At 42.7% G+C, this 21,849-nt stretch carries 18 protein-coding genes and 1 tRNA gene; 8 read left to right on the top strand and 11 right to left on the bottom strand.

Annotated features, from left to right (window positions below):
- Positions 1-111 precede the first annotated feature (111 nt).
- Positions 112-1,014: a hypothetical protein gene (locus ACEN2L_RS03855; protein WP_441741837.1), complete on the top strand. Its 903-nt coding sequence runs from the start codon at positions 112-114 to the stop codon at positions 1,012-1,014.
- Between the two features lie 47 nt (positions 1,015-1,061).
- Here ACEN2L_RS03855 and ACEN2L_RS03850 read toward each other — a convergent pair whose 3' ends face one another.
- The 7 genes from ACEN2L_RS03850 to ACEN2L_RS03820 all read right to left on the bottom strand — a co-directional run bounded on the left by ACEN2L_RS03850 (position 1,062) and on the right by ACEN2L_RS03820 (position 12,162).
- Positions 1,062-3,734, bottom strand: a complete 2,673-nt coding sequence (locus tag ACEN2L_RS03850; protein WP_441741835.1) for a response regulator — start codon at positions 3,732-3,734, stop codon at positions 1,062-1,064.
- 236 nt (positions 3,735-3,970) lie between these two features.
- Entirely contained in the window at positions 3,971-4,471 is a 501-nt protein-coding gene (locus tag ACEN2L_RS03845) for a GAF domain-containing protein (RefSeq protein ID WP_441741833.1), read from the bottom strand.
- A gap of 308 nt (positions 4,472-4,779) precedes the next feature.
- The gene (locus ACEN2L_RS03840; protein WP_441741831.1) at positions 4,780-5,700 is read right to left on the bottom strand and encodes a hypothetical protein; all 921 of its coding nucleotides are present in this window, start codon (positions 5,698-5,700) and stop codon (positions 4,780-4,782) included.
- 388 nt (positions 5,701-6,088) lie between these two features.
- Positions 6,089-6,520, bottom strand: coding sequence for a hypothetical protein (locus tag ACEN2L_RS03835; protein WP_441741829.1), 432 nt, complete (start codon positions 6,518-6,520; stop codon positions 6,089-6,091).
- Between the two features lie 1,157 nt (positions 6,521-7,677).
- Positions 7,678-7,754, bottom strand: a tRNA-Ile gene (locus ACEN2L_RS03830).
- Between the two features lie 203 nt (positions 7,755-7,957).
- On the bottom strand, positions 7,958-9,376 hold the full coding sequence (locus ACEN2L_RS03825) for a YdgA family protein (protein WP_441741827.1): 1,419 nt from the start codon (positions 9,374-9,376) through the stop codon (positions 7,958-7,960).
- 53 nt (positions 9,377-9,429) lie between these two features.
- A complete protein-coding gene (locus ACEN2L_RS03820) occupies positions 9,430-12,162 on the bottom strand; it encodes a choice-of-anchor B family protein (protein ID WP_441741825.1) in 2,733 nt (910 codons plus the stop codon).
- Between ACEN2L_RS03820 and ACEN2L_RS03815 the strand changes: the two genes are divergently transcribed.
- The 3 genes from ACEN2L_RS03815 to ACEN2L_RS03805 all read left to right on the top strand — a co-directional run bounded on the left by ACEN2L_RS03815 (position 12,134) and on the right by ACEN2L_RS03805 (position 14,567).
- The gene (locus ACEN2L_RS03815) at positions 12,134-13,021 is read left to right on the top strand and encodes an MbnP family copper-binding protein (RefSeq protein ID WP_441741823.1); all 888 of its coding nucleotides are present in this window, start codon (positions 12,134-12,136) and stop codon (positions 13,019-13,021) included. The two genes, ACEN2L_RS03820 and ACEN2L_RS03815, sit on opposite strands and share 29 nt — an antisense overlap.
- 1 nt (position 13,022) lies before the next feature.
- Positions 13,023-14,129, top strand: coding sequence for an MbnH family di-heme enzyme (locus ACEN2L_RS03810; RefSeq protein ID WP_441741821.1), 1,107 nt, complete (start codon positions 13,023-13,025; stop codon positions 14,127-14,129).
- Positions 14,130-14,237: 108 nt separating this feature from the next.
- On the top strand, positions 14,238-14,567 hold the full coding sequence (locus ACEN2L_RS03805) for a hypothetical protein (RefSeq protein WP_441741819.1): 330 nt from the start codon (positions 14,238-14,240) through the stop codon (positions 14,565-14,567).
- Between the two features lie 66 nt (positions 14,568-14,633).
- Here ACEN2L_RS03805 and ACEN2L_RS03800 read toward each other — a convergent pair whose 3' ends face one another.
- Positions 14,634-15,341: a hypothetical protein gene (locus tag ACEN2L_RS03800; RefSeq protein WP_441741817.1), complete on the bottom strand. Its 708-nt coding sequence runs from the start codon at positions 15,339-15,341 to the stop codon at positions 14,634-14,636.
- 273 nt (positions 15,342-15,614) lie between these two features.
- Here ACEN2L_RS03800 and gshB point away from each other — a divergent pair, with 273 nt between their 5' ends.
- The 4 genes from gshB to serA all read left to right on the top strand — a co-directional run bounded on the left by gshB (position 15,615) and on the right by serA (position 19,036).
- Complete coding sequence (gshB, locus tag ACEN2L_RS03795; protein ID WP_441741815.1) at positions 15,615-16,586, top strand: glutathione synthase; 972 nt, start codon at positions 15,615-15,617, stop codon at positions 16,584-16,586.
- Between the two features lie 5 nt (positions 16,587-16,591).
- The gene (locus ACEN2L_RS03790; RefSeq protein ID WP_306020401.1) at positions 16,592-17,149 is read left to right on the top strand and encodes a YqgE/AlgH family protein; all 558 of its coding nucleotides are present in this window, start codon (positions 16,592-16,594) and stop codon (positions 17,147-17,149) included.
- A complete protein-coding gene (ruvX, locus tag ACEN2L_RS03785) occupies positions 17,149-17,577 on the top strand; it encodes a Holliday junction resolvase RuvX (RefSeq protein ID WP_441741813.1) in 429 nt (142 codons plus the stop codon). Before ACEN2L_RS03790 ends, ruvX begins: the two co-directional genes overlap by 1 nt.
- Positions 17,578-17,806: 229 nt before the next feature.
- Positions 17,807-19,036: a phosphoglycerate dehydrogenase gene (serA, locus tag ACEN2L_RS03780; protein ID WP_441741811.1), complete on the top strand. Its 1,230-nt coding sequence runs from the start codon at positions 17,807-17,809 to the stop codon at positions 19,034-19,036.
- Positions 19,037-19,101: 65 nt separating this feature from the next.
- Here the strand turns inward: serA and ACEN2L_RS03775 are convergent, their stop codons facing one another.
- From ACEN2L_RS03775 to ACEN2L_RS03765, 3 genes are all read right to left on the bottom strand, one after another.
- Positions 19,102-20,550 (bottom strand): sensor histidine kinase, encoded by a 1,449-nt coding sequence (locus ACEN2L_RS03775; RefSeq protein WP_441741809.1) that lies wholly within the window; start codon positions 20,548-20,550, stop codon positions 19,102-19,104.
- 70 nt (positions 20,551-20,620) lie between these two features.
- Positions 20,621-21,349, bottom strand: coding sequence for a 16S rRNA (uracil(1498)-N(3))-methyltransferase (locus tag ACEN2L_RS03770; RefSeq protein ID WP_306020405.1), 729 nt, complete (start codon positions 21,347-21,349; stop codon positions 20,621-20,623).
- 108 nt (positions 21,350-21,457) lie between these two features.
- Positions 21,458-21,628, bottom strand: a complete 171-nt coding sequence (locus ACEN2L_RS03765; RefSeq protein WP_306020407.1) for a hypothetical protein — start codon at positions 21,626-21,628, stop codon at positions 21,458-21,460.
- Positions 21,629-21,849: the final 221 nt, after the last annotated feature.

Raw genomic sequence — 21,849 nt, 5'->3', positions numbered from 1 at the left:
ATCATTCATGAGATTTTGTGCGTCTACGCTATTCATAGCTACACTCTTCTATACAGCTTGCGTTTGCTGCTGTAGTGTTTCCCTTAGGTTTAGGTATGAAAGGTGTTGCCTATGAAAATAATCCTCTTATTGGTGAGTTTAACTTATGCGGTTCAGGGAGCATGCCAGCAAAGTGATAAACGTAAACCGCATCATGAAAGCACACGAGTGGTTTATTATCCCACCAATGAAACAGACACCCTGTATAACCATCAAAATGAATATTTTTTAGCCTTGTTTAAACTGGCCTTGGCAAAAGTGCCCAATGCAGTGATGGAAATAAAATATGTGTCGATGCCTTCTGTACCTCAAGGGCGCAGTGCTGCCTTAATTGAAGAGGCCTTTTATGACATACATTGGATGGTGTCTAATACTGAGCGAGAAACCAGATTAGCGCCAATACGAATACCCTTGTACAAAGGGCTGATTGGTTTGCGTTTAGCTTTTGTTAATAAAAATAACCCTGACTTACTTGCCGATGTAACCAGTCAAGCGCATCTGCAAAACCTCGTAGTAGGTCAGGGGCGTGACTGGCCCGATACTCAAATTTTGCTAAACAGCCAATTTAATCTTATTACCACCACCAACACTAACGCACTATTTGATTTGCTAACCATCGAGCGAATCGACTACTTTCCTCGCTCGGTGATCGAGATTTGGGCAGAGCATGCATTAATGCAACATGCCAAAGTCATGGTTGACCCGCATATCGCTATTTATTACCCAACAGCCGTGTATTTTTTTGTTAGAAAAAACGACATGCACTTGCATGGCGTCATTGAAAAAGGCTTACAAATCGCTATTGATGATGGCAGTTTTGAGGCCTTGTTTACACAGCATTTTGGTGGTTTATTAAAGCGCGCTAACTTGGCAAAACGTCAAATATTTGAGTTAGACAACCCATTTTTACCCAAAGAAACACCCTTGGCCGATGCGCGTTTATGGTTTGATATCAACGCTACACACCCTGAATAAAGCCAGAGGCCTTGCCACACCAACTCAATAAATCCAACGACTTGCACTCAAGGCTCGTTCCTCTTCGCTTTTTTAGGTTTTGATACCAAACTTAAAATACAGCTGATAATTTTGTGCGTTTCAAAGGGTTTGGCTAAATGGCCATTCATGCCCAAGTCGCTGTATATTTGTTTGTCTTCACTCAATACGTTTGCGGTTAGCGCCACAATGGGCAGATGGCGGTAAGCTGGGTTTTCACGAATGATTTTAAACGCGCTGATGCCATCCATAACAGGCATTTGAATGTCCATTAAAATCAGGTCAACATCAGGGTTTGCATACAATTGCTTGATGCAGTCTTGACCGTCTTGACTCATTATCACGTTGGCGCCATGTTGGCTAAGCGTCTCAAAAATAATTTCACTGTTGATTTCGTTATCTTCGGCAACTAATAACGTTATGCCTGCAAGCGCTCGTGGTGGTTCGGCGGGGTTTATTGTGTCTTGTTTAACACTCAAGGCGCGATATAAATCAATACGTTGGCAGGGTTTGGCGATGATGTGTTCAATAGCCAGTTTGTTTTTTTCTTGGTTAACGCTATCCAGCTCGTAGGCGGTAATCACTATAATCCGTGGTGTATAAGACAGCTGAGCTTGTTTAAGGCGCTGTAAAAACTCATGGCCATCACAACCCGGTAACATCCAGTCTAGTAAAATAAAATCAAAGGCCTGCGGCTCGGTAAGCAAGCGGGTTAATGCGCTGTCGGCTTGCTGAAAACAGCTTACTTGGGCACCCATTTCGCTTAGCCGATCGGCCATTAAACTCAGTGTTTCTGGATTATCGTCTAGCAGTAACACGCGAGGTTTGGTGCTCAGTAGGTATATTTCATCGTCGTTGTCGATCATGGCTTTGTTAATGTGTAAGTCTACTTCTGCGACAAAAGTACTGCCTTTACCCAGTTCACTACTTACTGTTATTTCGCCATTCATTAAGCGGCACAATTGCTGACTTATGGTTAATCCAAGCCCTGTTCCGCCATACCGCCGTGTGGTTGAAGCGTCGCCTTGGCTAAAGTTTTCAAACAATAAATCAATATACTCTGGCGCAATACCAATGCCGCTATCCGTCACGGTAAAACGAAAGCGATACAGGAAGGAATCAGCCACTTGATGTGCTTTTGGCTGGCCATTGACGATAAGGGTAACGTTGCCTTTTTCAGTAAATTTAATGGCATTAGAGCACAGGTTAAGCAGTATTTGGCTGAGTCTGACTTTATCACCTGACACATCGACGGGTAGATTTGGGGGTAGGTTAATGGTGAATGTTATGCCTTTATTATTGGCTTCTTGACTCAGCATGGCGTGTAAATTGTCGATTACGCTCAGCAACGAAAACGGCCTTTGTTCAAGTTCAAGGGAGCCTGAGTTAACTTTTGAATAATCTAAAATATCGTTGATGATGGTAGCCAAATGATTCGCCGATAGTTTTATTTTAGCGAGATATTCTGCTTGTTTAGGCGCCAAGTCTGTTTTTCGACACAGCTCGGTTAACCCAATTATACCGTTAATGGGCGTGCGAATTTCGTGGCTCATATTCGCCATAAATTGCTGTTTTGCCACCGCACTTGCCTGAGCCCCTTTAATGGCAATACCTAACTGTTCATTGTTAAAGGTGAGCTGTGCCACCATGTCATTTAATTCTTTGGTTTGTTTGCTTACTTGCCGTTTTAATTGGCTTTTTTGTAAAAGCAGCATACGAGTGATAAAAGCAATACCCAAAGACAGCAGTAGGCCTAACATTAATAAGACTTTGTAAACCATACCAATTTCGAACAGCTGGTGGTCGTTGTGGTAGAGGTAAAGTGTCCAGACTTGCTGGTTAACGTTGATAGAAAAGGTATAAGAAATTGTTTTGCTTGGTGGCAATGCACCCACTAATTGATTTTCAGGATAGGCGTAAAAATGCTGTTGGTGATCCTCAAGCAAATAAGAAAAATGCTTGTTACCGACTTTTTTCATTATCGAATCAAAGTGGTTTACTAAAAAATTGCCTGAGGTAATAAAGCCTCGTCCAAAACGTTTAGCTCCTAATTCGATAGGAAAACCAATAATGTACATGGGCTGAGCACTTGTTTTATCAGCAAGTGGGTCAAGTATCATAGATGAAAACAAGCTCTTTCCCGACAGACGTGTTTTTTCTAATAAGGGATAAACAGGCGAGTGAGGGCCTAGGGCCCGTCCTAACATGTTATTTTCTGGCGTTAAAGGGAAAGGGTAGGCTACCGCCCACAGCTGATTATTAATATAAACCGGCTCTTCAACGTGCGTATCTTTTATCGAAAAGAAGCCCATATCCGCAAATCCTGGCTCTGGATTTTGACGCAGTTTGTCGAGTAGTGGCGGAATGTCTTGTTGGTCAACCCGCACAACCCAAGCAACGCGGCGATAGTCATGTTCATTGAGGTAAACCAATTGAATGAGGGTATTGAACTCCTCGTAGCTTACCCAATCTGAAGTGGCAAACAGGTTGGCCACCGAGGCAACTTGTACAAAGCGATTTTGAAAGGTTTGTTGTAGCTCGTTGGCAATGGAGTCAGCTTGGTTAAAAGATGCTGCTTTAAGTTTTTCTTTTTCGCTAGACACAATTTGTTCATAAATCAGCCAAGATGAACAACTGCCTAAACCTAAAATAACGATAAAATAAATATTCGCGACACGGCCATTAAACAAAAAATCACGCATGTTACTTTCTCAATAGTAATGGAAACCAATGTGGTCCGTCATTTGAATTTATCCTGTGTCTAAAAAGCGACTATGACTCAACACGAGGTGTTTTGAAAGCGATGCGATGCCAAGAAAAACAAACCGATAACGGTTGTTCAGGACAAAAGGGCGAGTAGTTTAACTATTAAGCGCTACCACCCCCTGCTGCGCTAGCAGTTGCGCAGTGCAGTTAGCGCAGCAGGGGTATGAATATGTTATAGCGCAGTATGATAGCCGTTAAACAATAACTTTTCTGCCGCAGCGCCAAAACGTTGCAACACAGCTATGTCTTCTTTGGTAAATTCCCGCGGTTGATCAAATATGATACAAAAAGTGCCTACTTCATAACCTTGCCCAGTGTGCAAAATACTGCCAGCATAGGCACGAATAAAAGGCGGGCCCGTTACTAAAGGGTTATTGCAAAAGCGCTCATCTAAGGTCGCGTCTGGTACAACAAGATACTCTTCCTCGGCAATGGCATAAGTGCAAAAAGACACACTCTTAGGAGGCTCGGGACCTTCAATGCCTTGACGCGATTTAAACCACTGGCGATCTTCAGCAATGAGGCTGATTAAACAGGCTTTACTATTAAAATAGTGCTGGGCTTCAAGGGTAATTGCATCAAGCTCTTGGTCTTGCTCGGTATCGAGAATATTCATATTTTTGAGGGCGCGAATTCGTGCTTGCTCATATTCTAGTGAGTGTACGTTGGTCATGTATAACTCGTAAAAACAACAGAAAAACCAAAAAACTGCCGCCCTGTTGTTTATCAGTAAAAAGGCTGAGAAATTGGCGCGAGTCTAGCACGAGCGTATAAATAGTGGTTAGTATATTTGGCCTAATTAACGCAGTTTATAGCCTGTTTTTTTGCGGCATTCACGATGTTGTAAGTTATAGGCGTGGCTTATTCATTCAAGGGACACATAAAACGACCCACTGGCGCCATAAACAATCTAAAACCGCATGAAATTTAGCCATCATGGCAACGATTTTTTTGGCCTTATAAGCTCATTAGTACTCGTTTTTAGTCAGGGTCTTTAGGTGCGTAACCCAACCAAGTTTTCAATGCTTTACGTACTAAAAACAGAATAACGCCAAATATTAAGGCCAGCAGTGCAACCCAAAACTCAGTCGCTTTTTCCCAAAAAATATCAACAAAGCCTTGTTTGCGTTGCTCATTGATAACCTCTTCGTCAACCACCACATTCACGCTTAACTTGTTGGCAGTTTTAGGTATCGCAGGGCCTGAGCAATCGTCTGTATTAAATAGATTAACAGTAGCACTCACCTCAAAATCACCGGCGCTTTTTGCGCTTAAATAAAACTTGGTATCAACGCCAGAAGGATGCAAAAAAATACATTTTTGATCAGGGCCAGTCACATTGAAATCGGGTGCGTTGGCCTCTATCAAGGCATATTCACCCGCGGCGTTAATATCTGATTCAGCGCTATTCATTGAATTATCCCGCGGCGGTTTAAAGTTAATATCACCTATCCAGACGTTGAGTAATCCAGTGCTACCTGGCAATTTTAAATGTTTAGAACCAGACATAATGACATGATAAATTTCAGGGATTGTGGCGGGGTGGTTAGCCTTTGTATGAGGGGAGCGCATCGGTCTTGGTGGGTAAGCTAATTCTTGATTATATTGACTATAGTCGGGATGTATTGTGGATAATTTATCCGAATAGTATTGAAAATCTTTGGCGTTGTTTACACTAGCAGTCGGTTTAGGCCATGGCGCTGTTGTCACTGGTTCTGACGTTTGTTGATTTGCTAAAGGCTCGGTAACTTCTGATTTAGGTGGGGGAGCAGTATTATCAGGCGCAGACTGTGTGACATGAGCAGTTTCAGGTTCAGGTTTTTCACAACCAACAAGAGTCACTAGCAATAACAACAAACCAATAACTCTAAGTTCACCGTGCAATACGTGACTTAGAGGCATAACAAATCCCTATCAAGTTTTATAAAATCGATCTGATGCTAGTTTATTTTTTGTACAGAAACAAGCGGGGTGCGGCTTGATGCGAAAAGTTGTAGCCATTTTATATTTCATTCTTAGTATGTGTTTTACAAATAATTTTCAATGGCTTAAAAACAGCGCTAAAGCCTTTATAGCGAAAGGCAAACATTCGCAGCGCTAGCGTTAACAAGCAATAGTATCTTAGTGCCTACAAAATCGGGGGAAGATCACTCGTACATAAGCACGCATTTATTCTTTAATTGATTGTTAATGTTGTTGACAAGGGGGAGTCCACATAAGCGAAGCGAAGGGAGCCTACGTGTTTTTGTCCCTAGCGAGCGCAGCGAGTGTTAATGCGTTTGTTATGCACTTAAAGTTCCGATACAGCCTGTTCTGGTTTTATATCATTACCACTAGAGTCTGTTAGTGGAAAAATTTTTCCACAAGGCTTGCAATAATAGCCAACCCCGCCTGTAGAATAACTGTTATAACCCCCAATCGGAATTTTGCAATTTGGACAGTGAGGATTTTTTTCCTTATCCCAATATATTCCATACTTGAGCCTAAACTCCGATTTTTTCCTATTTAGCGCCCAAAAAAGAATTAATAAAAGAAGGTTGAGAGCTAGAGATCCAAATAGTAGGGAGATTAGTAACTCTTTAGGCGCTTTTTCTTCTATTATTGGTGTAATTATTGGGGCTAACTTACCTCCACACCAAATCAATATTAGGGCTACTGCTACTGCCACGCCTTCAGCTGTCTTTGAAATGAGAGCATTAGCAACTTTTTCTTTTACTTCCATAGAACTTCCTTATTCGGTGAGTGCATAACGCTTTAAACAGCGGAAAGACCGAGCGCTTTGGCCGTTGTTTGGCCTGCGAGGGATTTTCCGATGATTTAACTTGTTATGTGTAGGCATTCTCAAGATTAAAGCCTGGGCCTATAAATGTTGGGATTTAACGAAGAATGATGCAGCAGCCAAAAAACTATGACGGCAACAGGACCGCTAAGGAGCACCATCAGAAACCAGATAAAAAGAGGAAACAAGACCAAATCCTTTTCAACATCCGATTTGTAATAGCCAGCGTACTTAAACAAGGCTATGAATGACGCAATCCAAACGAAAATGGCTGAAACAGCCAATAACATCGGCAGAATACTAAATACAATATACAAAACTAAAAGCTCCCTTTACACATAACGCTTATTAACGAGCATTTCGCATTTGCAACTGCTCGGCTTGATTGTTTTTTTCGTCATTTTCAGTGCTTACCTTCTGATTTTATTACGTATTTTTTACTTCAATTAAGCTAAAACTACGGCAGTTCTAAAAAGCAAAAGGAGCCTGACGGGTTACCCGGTAATTTAACGAGACTTTTTTCGCTTCCTATTAAAAACCATGTGCAAAATATTTTCCATAATTAAATTAATAACTTAGCTGTTTTCTGAAAAACAAAGTGAGTCCTAGAAAATCTATTTAATAGGAAGCGATATTGGCATTATTCACCAAACCTTATTATACCTGATTTTTTATACAGCATATTGAGGTGAGAAATATTTAACCAATCAGTTAATCTAAAGTCCGCTATGGTCTGAATATTTGCTCTATACCAAGACGAGGGCGAAGGGCGGCTTCTGGCACATAGTGTCTATTCAAACATGATCTAACTCTTGAAATTTTAATTATAAAATTGTGTACGGTCAGAATTTCCCTAATCTCTGCTAACTAAATGGATACCTTTTTCGCTTGGAAAAACTATTTCTATAGTAATTATGAATCTTGATTGCTGATTTGTAGAAGGATAGCCAATTTATCTATTTTAGGGCCAAAATTAATAGTTTGACCTTTTGACAGATAAAAATACAATGGAAAAGTGGAACAAAAGTGGAACAAAAGTGGAACAGAATTGATTTATTTTCAGGTAAGATATTGATTTTAAATGTTTTTATCTTTAAAAATGGTGGCCCCACCCTGACTTGAACAGGGGACCTGCCGATTATGAGTCGGATGCTCTAACCAACTGAGCTATGGGGCCATTATTTGTGCAGATTGTTTGATACCGTGACTATGCAAAACGTAGCGGTGGCAACAAAACGGTGCGCAGTATAAGCAGTTTTATGGGGCTTGTCATTAGTTTGCATGTGAATGACTGACTGTTTGGTTGATTTTTGTGCGCTTGTTGCAAGGTAAAAAAGGTCGCAGGTTTTATTTGCGACCTTTTTTGTGTCCAACACCTGCCTATGGGATAGGTAATGGAATTGGGTTACCGTTTAAAGTGGCTTGGCTGTCTTTTAATTCTGCCACGAGTTTATAGCCGTTTGCCGTTGTTTGCAGTAGCCCTTGTTGTTCTAAATTTTGCAACATCATCGGGGCTTGTTGCATGGCTATTTCGTCTAATTCTTCTGGCGTTGCTTGGGCCATTTGTGGGTTGCCTTGTAACTGCGACTTCAGCACTAACTTGGCCACCATCTCAGCAATGTTTTGCTCAAGCTCAATGTTGGTACTGGCTTGAATGTGGCTTAACCAATATGCGGTGTCGAGCATGTTGTCGGGTAGGGCGGTGATATTGACTAATTTGGTAAACAGTTGAGCGCTAAAATTACCTTGGTCAATGGTGCCACTCAGTTGTGCGATATTGAGTTCGGGTGATGCAATAAGTAAGTCCAATAGGTTCTCATCCATAAACGCCAATAGTTGTTCTTGAGTGGCGGCGGGATCGTTTTGTGGGTTTTGCATGACTTCTTGCATTTGATTTTGGTAGGCTTTTAAAAAGTCTGTGCTGATGTTATTCATATCGATATTAAGATGCAGGTTTTGACCTTCTGAGCCCATGACCTGATAACTTTCGACTGAGTATGACGATAAAATATGGAAGAGCTTATTGGCTTGGTCTGCATCACTTTCTGCCGTTATGACGGTATTGGTGACATTGCTGGTCATGGCGGGATCTTGTTCATCTTTAAAGTGCATCGCGGCAATGCTAACTTTGACGATTGAGTCGTACACCTCACCCGAGAAAATTTGGTCTAGTGTTGCGTCAAGGCTGGTATCAAATTGAATATGGTCAATGGAGGCATGTTTACCGTCGCCATCGATGCTCATTTTTTCGATGTTAGCCAGATAATTTATATGTTTACCCTGTATTTCGCCGCTACCTTGATAGCCGCTAAAACGCATCGAGATTTCTTGAAACTCTTTGATGGTCACGTTGAATGGCAAAACACGGTCGCTGATAGACGTTGCGCCTAATAGGCTGGTTTTGGCATTAAAACGATAAAGTGCTTGTTCAGCGGCAAAGTCGAGTTTTTCTCGTAAACTGTCACCTTGATAACTGATGCTCCACGCCTCGCGGCCAATACCAATTTGTTCACCCATTAAAATCGGGCCATGTTGGGCACTGAAGTCAAGGTGAAAGGTGAGGGCCTCTTGCATCTCGGCGTCTAATTCCGGCACGCTCAGCGCTACATCAATAACAGCTGTGGTATTAAACCAAGAGGAATGAACTTCTCTGATACTGGCTTGATAACTGGGAATTTCATTGATTTGTGCGATGTGTGCATTCAAGTTTTCGACTACTGATAAGCCGATCAATTTAGGTGCGGCAGCCACACCAGCGATAACGGCCACCGCAATGGCGCCTTTTAGGAAGTTTTGCATGAGAGTATTTCCCTATATTTTTTAGTTAGAATAATAAAACTGGGTGAGTCGTATTAAGTGGGTTGATTAATATACAGTTTACGGCGTAAACGGGCGGGCAAAATTAGCATAGCTAGGCAGAGTAAAGCAACTAGGGTTCCGCCACTTCCCCCTGTTGGTGTAGTGCTGTTGGTGCTCACTACGTTGACCTGCACACTGTCGGTGGCGTTTAAGCCAAAATCGTCGCTTACGGTGAGGCTAAACGTTAATGTGCCGGCCACCGCTGGCGCGGTAAACGAGGCTTGTGCGGTATTGGCATTATTTAAAGTAACGCTCGTGCCCGCAGTTTGTTGCCATGCAAAACGTAAGGTACGTGCTTCAGGATCATTGCCAGTGCCGTTTAACTGGCTTGATTGGCGAGTATTAACCTGAAAATTTTCACCGGCCTCAGCTTGTGGTGCTTGATTGGATTCGTCATCAAATATGGTAACGGCTAAGCTTGTTTGTTGGCCTAAAAAGCGTGCTTCAGGGGCTTGCAGTATAATCGTAAATGACTCGTCAGGCTCAGATTGCGTATCGTTTAGCACGCTAATTGGTAAGGTGCGACTGCTGCTATCACCGGCTTGCCAAGTTAAAGTCCCTTGAGTGTCGGCGATATCTTGCCCAACAATCGCCGAGCCTGATTGCACACGGTATTCAATGACTATTTGTTCTTCACTGCCGCCAATGCGTTCAACGATTACCTCAAATTCGCCGTCGGTTTCTTTTACTTGCAAGGTACTTTGGGCAAAGCTGATGGTGCCAGTTTGACTCAGGCCGGTAATTTTAAGCTGCAATATATTGGGATTGCCAAGGGCAATGCCATTGGTTGGGTTGATTAAGCGTACAAAAAAGACTTCGTTGGGCTCTGCGAGCGAGTCGATATTGACGCTAATCGACATGTTCTGTGGCGTGTTGTCATTGGCTGGCCAGCTTAGCTCGCCTTGAGTGATGTGGTAATCACTGCTATTGGCAGACCCACTGAGTACTTCATAAGCGACTGTACCGCTATTAGGCCCACTTTTAGTGACCGAAATTTGTGCGGTATCACCTTCATTAATCTCTAGAACGCCTTGGCTAAAGGCCACACTGGCGCCATTTTCTGCCAAGGTATTGTCTTGTAAAACAAATAAACCACTGTTGATATCACTGACAAGAATGTTGCCGCTGGGTAAAAACGGGTAAACACCCCATGCTCCATTAAATGCTCCATTGTCAGACACCGGATAAGTATCAAAATAGCCAATTTGCTGTGGACTTGCGGCTTGAGTGATGTCGAGCACCGTTAAACCACGCTCGTAATTTGACATAAAATAGCGGTTTCCACGCACAAAGCCATTATGATCAATGGCGCGAGTGGGGCCTGTCCATGTGCCGACAAGAGTAGGGGCAGTTAGATCACTAATTTCAAATATGTTTAAGGTGGTGTTGATGCCATGGCGCTGTTCGTCAAGCTCGTCGTGCACAATGACGTATTGTTTGTCTTCGGTCCACCAACCAGAGTGGGTGTACTCGGCTAAAGGATAGGTGGTGTTGCTAAGCTCTGTCGCTTGATTGGCATTGCTGTGATCCCAAATTCGTAAGCTGGTTTCGTTAAAATCAAGCAGCACCTGGCACCCCGGTGCAGTGGCATTAACACAATCGCTTTGCGCCCGGCTATCGGTAATCAATAGTGATGAGGCGTCATGGGTGTAGTCACTGCGGCTCGCATTAGGCAACTGATACTGCAAACTAGGTGACTCTGGATTAAGGAGGCTATATGAGCGAAATGCCCCGTTTGAGCGATTAGAACCCGTCACGTGTAGTAAAGGCTGGCTGGTGTTGTGGGCAATGTTTAAACCGTAATCCACGTTGCTGATATACACGTTGTGCGCTGAGGCATCGAGGGTTTGGCGGCTGGCTACACTGATACTCTGGGGCAGGTTCGATAAATTAATAATGGTGAGACCTTCACTGACATTGTCAGCACTGGCATAGGCGTAGGCTTTCCAGCGATTTTCCGTGACATCAAAATATTGCCATACTTTGATATCTCGCCACGTAGTGGCTTGCCCGCTAATACTTCCTACAATTACTGGGCTTTCAGGTTGGCTTACATCCACTACGCTAATGGCGTTGCTTAGGCCAATTAACGCGTATTCTTTACCGTTATTTAAATCAACATGACCCCAAATATCATTGGCAGACTGTGGCGATGAAGGAAAATCGGCTAATGCTACATGAGACAACAACGAAATGTTTTCACACGCAAAACCACTCGCTTGCCCGGCCGTGCAGCTTTGTGCTCCTTGGCTTTTTTGCATGACGCTAAGCGGGCTAAAAGCACTGTTTTTGGCCATTAAACTGATTTGCGGTAAGGATTTGCTGTCGCGAATGACATGAAAGCCTTGCTGGCTGAGTTGCTCTGCATATTCAGCAGGCACGCCACTAATACTGGTAACAAAAGTGTCTGGATTTTGATTTTGATACTGATCAACCTGGTCGAAACCGGCTAAAACGGGAGTAACTTGACCGCTTAGATACAGTAAATCTTCGGCAGAGGTGATGTGGTATTGGCCCTGTGCTACTAATATTTTGTCACCTTTGGCGGCATGCTGCGCTGCGTAAGTAACTGTTTTACAAGGTCTAAATCGGTTATTGCATAAACCTTCGTCAAGCCCATTGTTGGCAACAAATCTGGCTTTATCGTGCTCTGCATGTGCGTGAATCCCTTGACTGAGCACCAAGGTAAGCAGCATCATGCCGCTTTTGCATAAACGTATTATCACAGTTATTACCCAAAAGATGATTAACGATAGATTAACAACAAGATGTCGATTTTTACACCAAGCTATGCAAAATACTTTGGTGTTAGTTTTTATTTTACTGTCTAGCGCCTGTAGCAAGTTGCAAGACAACCCCACGCTGAGCGAGATTAAAGTTGAGGTGTTTTTTCAACAAGCTCCCATAAGGTGCGAGCAAATAGTAAGCTTGGATGAGCAAAACTGGAGCATTAATCAACTCGCGTTTTTTATCAGTGAGCTGAATGTTAGCCAAAATGGGGTGCAACAGGCCTTGCCTCTCACCACTAACGACTGGCAAAGCAATGATGTGGCTTTACTGCAATATACCGATTGTGCGGAACAAGCAAGTCAAACAGAACAAAGCGGCCCGCTTATCTCTGCTTATCATGCAAGCTTACAACTTGCTCAGCCTATTGATTTTTCCGAGGTCATGCAATTGCAATTTACCCTCGGAATCCCCTTTGAACTAAATCACCTAAACCCACTTAGCCAAGCATCGCCGCTGAATATTCCTTCAATGTTTTGGTCGTGGCGGGCTGGGCACAAATTTATGCGCCTTGATATGTTGGGTGACGAGCAAAGCTGGGTTTTTCATCTTGGCAGCACTGAATGTTATGCCGATTCTGCAATGCGAGCACCTACCATGCAATGTGGGCAACCTAACCGCGTGACCTTTGATTTGCCTAAACAGCAGCAAGGTGAGACATTGGTCTTACATTTAGACCGCTTGTTGAGCGGTGTTGCACTTAACAACAAAACAGCATGCTTGATGCAACCTGATCAAGAAAGCTGCGTACAAATCATGAAAAACATGTCTGATAATCAGGTTTTTGAATGGCAATAATATGCTTTGTAGAAGCGTGAAATACATCGCTTTTTTATTGGCCATTGCCGCTATAGTGGCGTGTAAACCTGCGCCTGATCCTTATAAGTGGCCAATACCGATAGGGTTTCCCGAACCCATCGTGCCTGCAGACAATCCGATGAGTGAAGCCAAAGTTGCGCTAGGCCGTGCACTATTTTTTGATGTTAATTTGTCGTTTAACCAATCGGTGTCGTGTGCTTCTTGCCATCAACCTGAATTTGCGTTTGCACAAAATAGTCAGTTTGCAATGGGGGCAACGCAACAGGTGCTGAGACGCAATTCGCAAGCGCTGGTTAATATTGCTTATAACAGTAATTTAACGTGGGCGCATTCTGGTATAAATACTATTGAGCAACAGATTTTGATACCCATGTTTGCTGAAGATCCTGTGGAACTTGGGATTACTGGCCATGAAAAAGAGGTGCTTAACCGTTTTAATACTGCGAGGTATCGACCTTTATTTGAGCAAGCCTTTGATGGGGCTGACGCCAATTTTGAGCGTATTGTTTTTGCCTTAGCCAGTTACGTACGCAGTTTGGTGAGTTTGAATTCGCCTTTCGATCGCTATGCTTATCTCGCTCAAGATGATGCCATGAGTGAATCGGCGCTACGGGGTATGGAACTGTTTTTTTCAGAGCGTTTAGAATGTTTTCATTGCCACGGTGGTTTTAACTTTACCCAATCAAGTCAGCATGAAAACCAGCGCTTAGATTTGCGGCCGTTTCACAATACCGGTTTATATAATGAAGATGGCGTTGGCGCGTTTCCGTTGCATGACCAAGGTTTATATGAAGTGACACATAAGGCGCAAGATATGGGGCGTTTTCGAGCGCCCACCTTAAGAAACGTACAGTATAGCGCGCCGTATATGCATGATGGCAGTTTGGCTACTTTGGCTGACGTTATCGATTTTTATGCCGCAGGTGGACGTGCAGCAGGTATCAATAACCCATTAAAAAGCCCTTTTATTCAGGGGTTTACTTTGCAAGCTGAAGAAAAACAGGATTTGTTGGCATTTTTGGCTAGTCTAAGTGATGACGCATTTTTGAGCACTGAAAATCAAGGTAAGGATCGCAAGTTAGAATAAGCCGCGTACCTTCGCAACAATAAAGTGCAAGGCAGAAAAAACTTTGATATCTTCTTAACAAATGCAGACTAACTATATTTAGCGTCCTTGCGCAGTATGGAGAATAAGATGAACGAAAAGCCTTTTTTGGTGAGTGGCCGCAACACCCTAATACATAAGATCAGAAAACTAGATTTATTGGTAACTAACGGTGAAGATCAACCTGCTGTTATCGTTACCCATAAAGCGATTAAAGAATACACAGGAGAAATTCCTGATAACAAACGCGATGCAAAAATGAAAGAAATGGAATTGGTTGATGTAACCAGCCAAGAAATTTTTGGTGAAGAAAAAACGTTATTGTTTATTCAGACTATTAACGGCAAAGAGTACAAGGTTGATTACAGCAAATACGGCACTTCCTTATTTATCAAAATTCACCAAGAAAACGCATTTTAAATCGAGTAACGCACACGGTTTTACTGGCCCTGTTTATCAGGGCTTTTTTGTGGTTGTAGACAATATTCAGACCATAAAATTGGCGGGTAAGATAGTGTTAAACCCTGAAATTGCAGTTTTGGGGCCGCGAATTTGCGTATATCGTTGGTGAAAAATCGCTAACTGACAAATATCGATAGGCGTGCACTCAGACGCATTTATATTATGAATTAACTTACCTATTCCCAAGGCTGCTGCAACCAGTTCTGAACAAAACCACTGTGAAAAATCTTCGACGTTATAACTTAAATATCTGAAAAAAGGCAGCGTGTCGGTGGCATCAACAGTGGAGCCAAATAGTTGGCTGATGTCGTAAGGTTTGTATAATTGCGAACGCAAAAAGTTTATGCATTCTGTTTTGTTGAGCTCAAAGGTGTTACGGCTTGCTTCACTAAGAGGTAACCACCATACGCTGCCATCGTAAGTGGCTATGCGTTCGCATAGGCGATTGATCATTACCCCAGAGTTGCCGCCATAACACGTTGATTCGATGATCTGATGAATGGGGCTTTGCGGATTGCCGTAAGGCGTTTTAGTGTCTAAAACAAGGGCTAGATGGGTGACAACAGAGCGAGTGGTTAACTTTGCCCAGCGAGAAAACAAACTGTTGCCACCAAACGCAATCACGTCGCCTGGTTGTATTAGCTGCTCGAGTTGCTGGTAAGGTTTGAAGTCAAAGTCAGCGACTAAATCGGTTTGTATGGGCAAAGCATCGCCTCCTTGTGACGTTCGCATATTATGCCAAATTATGTCGGATAAACCATACCTGACCAGCTTTTCTTACGTCACCCAACTCGCTTATATTTGCGTTAAAGTGGCTTGAGTCGCACGACTCACGAACACAAAAACTGGCATAAACCTTTATTTTTAAACCCATTTTAAAGTGAGATATTTGGCCCAGCACCTTGAATTTATAACTTTCGTCGCTAGATTATGAGCCTAAGGGTTATAATGCATCAAACCTTGGCAACTGTACTCACCTGTTTTACCAAATAGTAAGGATTCAAATTGACTATTAAACTCGGTATTGTGATGGATCCCATTGCAAGCATCAATATCAAAAAAGATACTAGCTTTGCTATGTTACTGGCGGCTCAAGCGAGAGGTTATGAGATCTTTTATATGGAAATGGGTGATCTGTATTTGCTCAATGGCAAACCAATGGCGACGATGCGCAGCTTGTCAGTGCAATACGATGCGCAAAACTGGTACGAGTTTACTGGTAGTAAAACCCAATCTTTAGGTGAGCTAGACGTGATTTTGATGCGTAAAGATCCGCCGTTTGACGGTGAGTTTTTATACGCAACACAGATGTTCGAATTAGCAGAACAATGCGGCACGTTAGTGGTGAACAAAGCGCAAAGTTTACGGGATTTTAATGAGAAACTCTTTACCTCTTGGTTTCCTGAGCTTATTCCAGACACCTTAGTGACCCGCAGTGCCAAACTGATTCGAGAATTTCATCAAACCCATCAAGATATTATCTGTAAACCACTGGATGGTATGGGCGGCACCTCTATTTTTAGAGTGAAAGAAGACGGTAATAACCTAGGTGTTATCATCGAAACCCTGACTGAACTTGGCACGCGTTACGCCATGTTTCAACGTTATTTACCGGAAATAAAAGACGGCGATAAACGTATTTTGATTGTTGACGGTCAGGTTGTACCTTATGCCTTAGCCCGTTTACCTACAAAAGGTGAAAACCGCGGTAACCTTGCCGCAGGTGGCACAGGCAGGCCACAACCTCTGTCTGAGTCAGATAAAAGAATCGCTGAAACCATTGCGCCTCTTCTCGTTGAAAAAGGCCTTATCTTTGTTGGACTCGATGTGATTGGTGATCGCATTACTGAAATAAATGTCACTAGCCCAACCTGTGTGCGAGAAATCGAAGCCGCTTACGATATCAGTATCACTGGTATGTTATTTGATGCGATCGAAGTGCGCTTAGCCAACGGCCGTTTTAAAGGGAGCCATTAAGCTCTATGCAGAGTTTGCAAAACCACCTATTAATTGCGATGCCGACTATGGGCGATCCGTATTTTTCACGTACGGTAACGTATATATGTGAACACAATGATAAAGGCACAATGGGCCTAGTGCTCAATCAGCCCATTGGTATGACGCTCAAAGAATTAATTGCCCAAACCGATGAAGATGCCATTGTGCTTGAAGAAAAAGCCAATGTCATTGTGCTCTCTGGTGGTCCGGTTAGCCAAGAAAGGGGATTTATTTTACATACAACCCAAGCGGGCTGGAGCTCAAGTTTAGCACTTACCGATGAACTGATGGTGACCACATCCAAAGACATACTTGGCTCGTTAGGAAACCACAGTGGACCAGATAAGTCGATAGTAACATTGGGTTATGCGGGATGGTCTGCCGGACAACTTGAGGAAGAATTGCAAACCAATTCTTGGCTGACTATTGAAGCTGACTTAGCCCTATTATTTGATGTGCCTATTCACAAAAAATGGGAAGCGGCGGTGCAGAAGCTGGGCATTGATATTTGGCAGCTTGGTCCTGATGTTGGGCATGCGTAGTGGCTAGGTTGGGGCAAAGAACCGTATTGATTTTTGATTTTGGCACTAAAAGTATTGGAGTGGCAGTAGGCCAAGAGGTGACCGGCACGGCTTCACCTTTAAACGCCTTAAAAGCCGTCGATGGTATTCCCAATTGGGACACATTAGCGCATGTATTTGCCGAGTGGATGCCACACTTGGTGGTAGTGGGCTTACCCTTAAATATGGATGGCACAAACCAACACGTGACGTTTGCAGCCAAGAAATTTGCTAACCGGCTGAATGCTAAATTTCGCGTGCCGGTCGAAACCAGTGATGAGCGTTTAACCACTGTGGATGCCAAAGCGCGACTTTTTGAACTAGGGGGCTATAAAAAATTAGACAAACAAAAAGTCGACAGCGTGTCAGCTTGTTTGATTTTTGAAAGCTGGTTTGAGGCGCAGTTTTAGCGTTTGAGTCTTGGGTATTGTTGTTGCAAATGGATTGCTTTGCCCGTTTATAGTATGAGGCCGCTTTGTGAACGGCAATACCTTATAAACCATAACTAAAAATCTGAGATTATTTGTGCCTTTTCTAGGTAACTCTCTTTCTAATTCGTCAGAATTCTGCTATTTTCTCCTCAAATAGACGTCCAGATGTCTGAATTTATTTTCACTCAATCGTAATGCGGAAACCCTAATGAGCAAAGTGTCACTGCCAAAAGATAAAATTAAGATCTTATTACTTGAAGGTTTACATCAAAGTACCTTGGATACGCTAAAGTCCAACGGTTATGAAAACATTGAGTATTTGAAAACCTCGCTACCTGAAGATGAGTTAATCGAAAAGATTAAGGATGTGCACTTTATTGGTATTCGTTCTCGTACACATTTGTCTGAAAAGGTGTTTGAGGCGGCTAACAAACTAGTGGCGGTGGGGTGTTTCTGTATTGGTACTAATCAAGTAGATCTTGAGGCTGCGCAAAAACGGGGTATTCCGGTATTTAATGCACCGTTCTCAAATACTCGCTCGGTGGCGGAGTTAGCTTTAGGCCAAATGATCCTGTTGTTGCGTGGTGTACCAGCGAAAAACGCAAAAGCACATAAAGGAATTTGGGATAAATCTGCGAATGGCTCTTTTGAAGCGCGGGGCAAAACCTTAGGTATTATTGGTTATGGTCATATCGGCACCCAATTAAGTATTTTGGCTGAGCATCTTGGTATGCGCGTGCAGTTTTATGATATCGAAGATAAATTAGTATTAGGTAATTCAACTCAGGTAAAAACCTTAAAGCAATTACTTAAAACATCTGATGTCATCAGTTTGCATGTACCCGAAACCGAACAAACGCAAAATATGATTGGCGCAAAAGAATTTGCCATGATGAAAGACGGCGCGATCATTATGAACGCTGCTCGTGGCACGGTCATCGATATTGACGCCTTAGTTGATGCCTTAAATTCAAACAAACTGTCTGGTGCGGCGATTGATGTATTTCCTGTTGAGCCTAAGTCAAATGACGACCTTTTTGAGTCGCCTTTAACCGCTTTTGATAATGTAATATTGACTCCGCACGTGGGCGGGAGTACTCAAGAAGCACAGCAAAATATCGGTATTGAAGTTGCGGGTAAGTTAGCGAAATACAGCGATAATGGCTCGACCTTATCAGCCGTCAACTTTCCAGAGGTATCTTTACCATCGCACACCAACCGTTCTCGATTACTGCATATTCACCACAATACCCCTGGTGTGTTGACTAAAATCAACCAAGCGTTTGCAGAAAAGGGTATTAACATTGCTGCCCAATATTTACAAACCAAAGGCAATATTGGTTATGTGGTTATTGACGTTGAAACAGATGATGCTGCAGAAGCCTTTGAGCAATTGACCTTGATTGAAGGTACCTTAAAGACCCGAATTCTTCACTAGGTCATCAGTGACAAAAAAGCCCCAAGTAGAGTAAGCCCTACTTGGGGCTTTTTAATTTTTAGCTTTTATTCGTTTTGTAAGGGGAACTGGATACAGAAGTGCACCCCTTTTCCCAACGAGGATTTGCAGTCGATATTTCCTCTGAGCACTTTCATTACAATATTGTTGCAGATGTGCATGCCTAAGCCCGTACCGCCGGAATCTCGAGCCAAGGTAAAAAAGGGTTTGTAAATGTTCTCAATAGTGGCTTCACTCATTCCAATACCGTTGTCGGTGTAGTCGAGCTGAATTTTTGGCCCTTGTGAATCGGCTATGAATAGGCGTACTTTTATGTTGATGTGTCCTGTCATTCCTAACGGAAAGGCATGTTGGACTGAATTGAGAATTAAATTAATCAGCAACTGACTAATCGCGCCCGCATTACTGGTTATTTTTAAGTCTGTGGGAATATCTAAACAAAATTTATGAGGCGTTGACTTGAGGCGCGGTTTAAGCGACAGCAATACCTCACTGACATAATCACAAATATTGAATGAGCGAATATCTTGACTGTGTTGATCTAAAGATAACTGTTTAAAGGTTTTTATTAAGATATCAGCACGGCTTAAATTTCGTGCAATAATTTCAGACGCTTCAGCGGCATCATGAAAATAGTCAGTCAGTTCAGATTTTTTTAAATTGTCGTTGCTCAGTTTATGCTGCACGACTTTTTGCATATCACTTAGGTATGTTGAGGCGGTTAATGCAACACCAAGTGGGGTATTTACCTCATGGGTTAAACTCGACATCATGGTGCCGAGCGCCGCCATACTCTCTAATTCGATTAATTGGCTTTGCACTTCAGTACGCTGAGCTAGGGCTTTTTTTACCAAGGTATTTGATTCGTCTAGCGCAATTTGTCGGGTTTCTAATTGTTCATGCAAATTAACGTGTTTACGAAGCTCCAGCGCTTTACTTTTAGCATGGGTAAGGAGGGCAGCAACCGTACGTGCACCTTGTTGTAATACGGCGAGTTTTTCACTGCTTGGCACCGTTTTTTTATTAAAGAACACACTGATTAAGGCAATCGTCATCCCTACAGAATTAACCACAGGAAGTGTACAACTTGCATGAATGTCGTGTTTTTCAGCGCTTTCTAACAGACCGAACCAGGCGGCAGATTGCGACAAGTCACCATCAATTAGTAAGGACTTTTTAAGAGTAAGCTCATCATCTTCAAGGTGGTTTTGTGCGTAATAGTCTTTGATACAGCTTTTAATAAAATCTGTATAAAGTCCCGATGTCGCGCCAATCGCTCGAAAACGTTGGTGTTGGCCGGCGTGTAGAATAACTTGGCAAAGACTGGCTTCAGTAATTTTTTCAAGACACAGGGCAATCTTCGTGATGCCCTGATCAAGTAAGCCACCATTGAGAATTTCTTCCATCGCTGACACACGTGCATGGTCTAAAAAACGTTGGCTGGCGGTGCTAATTTTAGTGTTTAAATTACTGCTAACTAATTGTAACGAGTGCATGTTTTCTTGTTATTGTTATACATGTTTAATTACGTTAACAGATTTGTTTCATATGTAAAGTTTGCAATATCTATAAGTCGCCATGGATCGCTTGTAGTGCAGCAATGGCGGCAATTGCTGCCGTTTCAGTGCGTAATACTCTTGGACCCATTTGAATAGTATGAAAGCCAGACTGTTCGGTTTGGTAAATTTCTTGATCAGAAAAACCACCTTCTGGACCAATGAGTAGTCTTACCCCAGAAACGGGCAGTCGAATATGGCGAAAAGTACTTTCAGCACGGGGATGTAGGGTTAAGCGTAGTTGCTCTGTAGATTGACTAATCCACTGATGAAAATCGATAGGCGTATGTAATGTAGGTAAGGTATTTCTGCCACATTGTTCGCAGGCCGAAATAATTAACTTTTGCCATTGTTCATGTTTCTTTAGCCATCTCTCGGCGCTTAGTTTTACCCCACATCGTTCAGTGATGAGAGGGCTGATTTCACTTACGCCTAATTCAACGGCTTTTTGGATGACCCAGTCCATCCGATCGCCACGAGAAATCCCCTGTCCTAAATGAAGTTTAAGGGGAGACTCAACAGACAAGGACAATTTGGTATCGATACACACTATGACTTTTCGTTTGGTGATATCGACAACGTGAGCACTGTATTCTGCCCCGTCACCATTAAATAGAATGAGAGGCTGACCGACTTTAGCCCTGAGTACATTGGCTAAGTGGTTGGTGGCGTCATCGCCAAGGGTAACGTGTTCGTCGACACTTAACAGGTCGGGATGAAAAATTCGTGAAATTCGCATTAAGAGGAATCTAAGCTGAAAAGAGCGTAAATGGTAACAATAAAAGGGGGAGGGGTTAAAGAAAATAATCCCGTTAAGGGTTCCAACTTAACGGGATTACAGATAAGACTAGTTGATTTCTATCACAGTGGTGGTGCGTAATTGAACATTAGCTTGCGACTTATTAGCTATGGCGTTAGCTCCTTTTCGCGCATGCTTGGTGTTTTTGCCCGTTTCTTTCGATAATGAAAAAGCCAACAGTATTACGATAGAAAAAACTAAAAAATATAGTAGCAACATTTTCAATTCCTTTAAAAATATTAAGCCTCCGATTTTACGGAAGCCGCAGTATAGCACCAACATTCTTGAGATCTCAAAAATGATTTTAATCAAGGTAAAACTGATTGGCGCGCCGTAATGTAACAGCGAAAGGATGATAAACGCAGATGATGACGAAATGATGAAAATAAGGGCTGCTTAAAACACAGCGCGCTAGTTTTTACATGCTCTTTGTTATGTTT

The sequence above is a fragment of the Flavobacterium sp. W21_SRS_FM6 genome (genome assembly GCF_052119645.1).
In the GTDB taxonomy this organism is placed as follows: Bacteria; Pseudomonadota; Gammaproteobacteria; order Enterobacterales; family Alteromonadaceae; genus Paraglaciecola.
The sequence above is the reverse complement of the archived record's forward strand: the minus strand, read 5'-3'. Positions and strand labels throughout refer to the sequence as shown.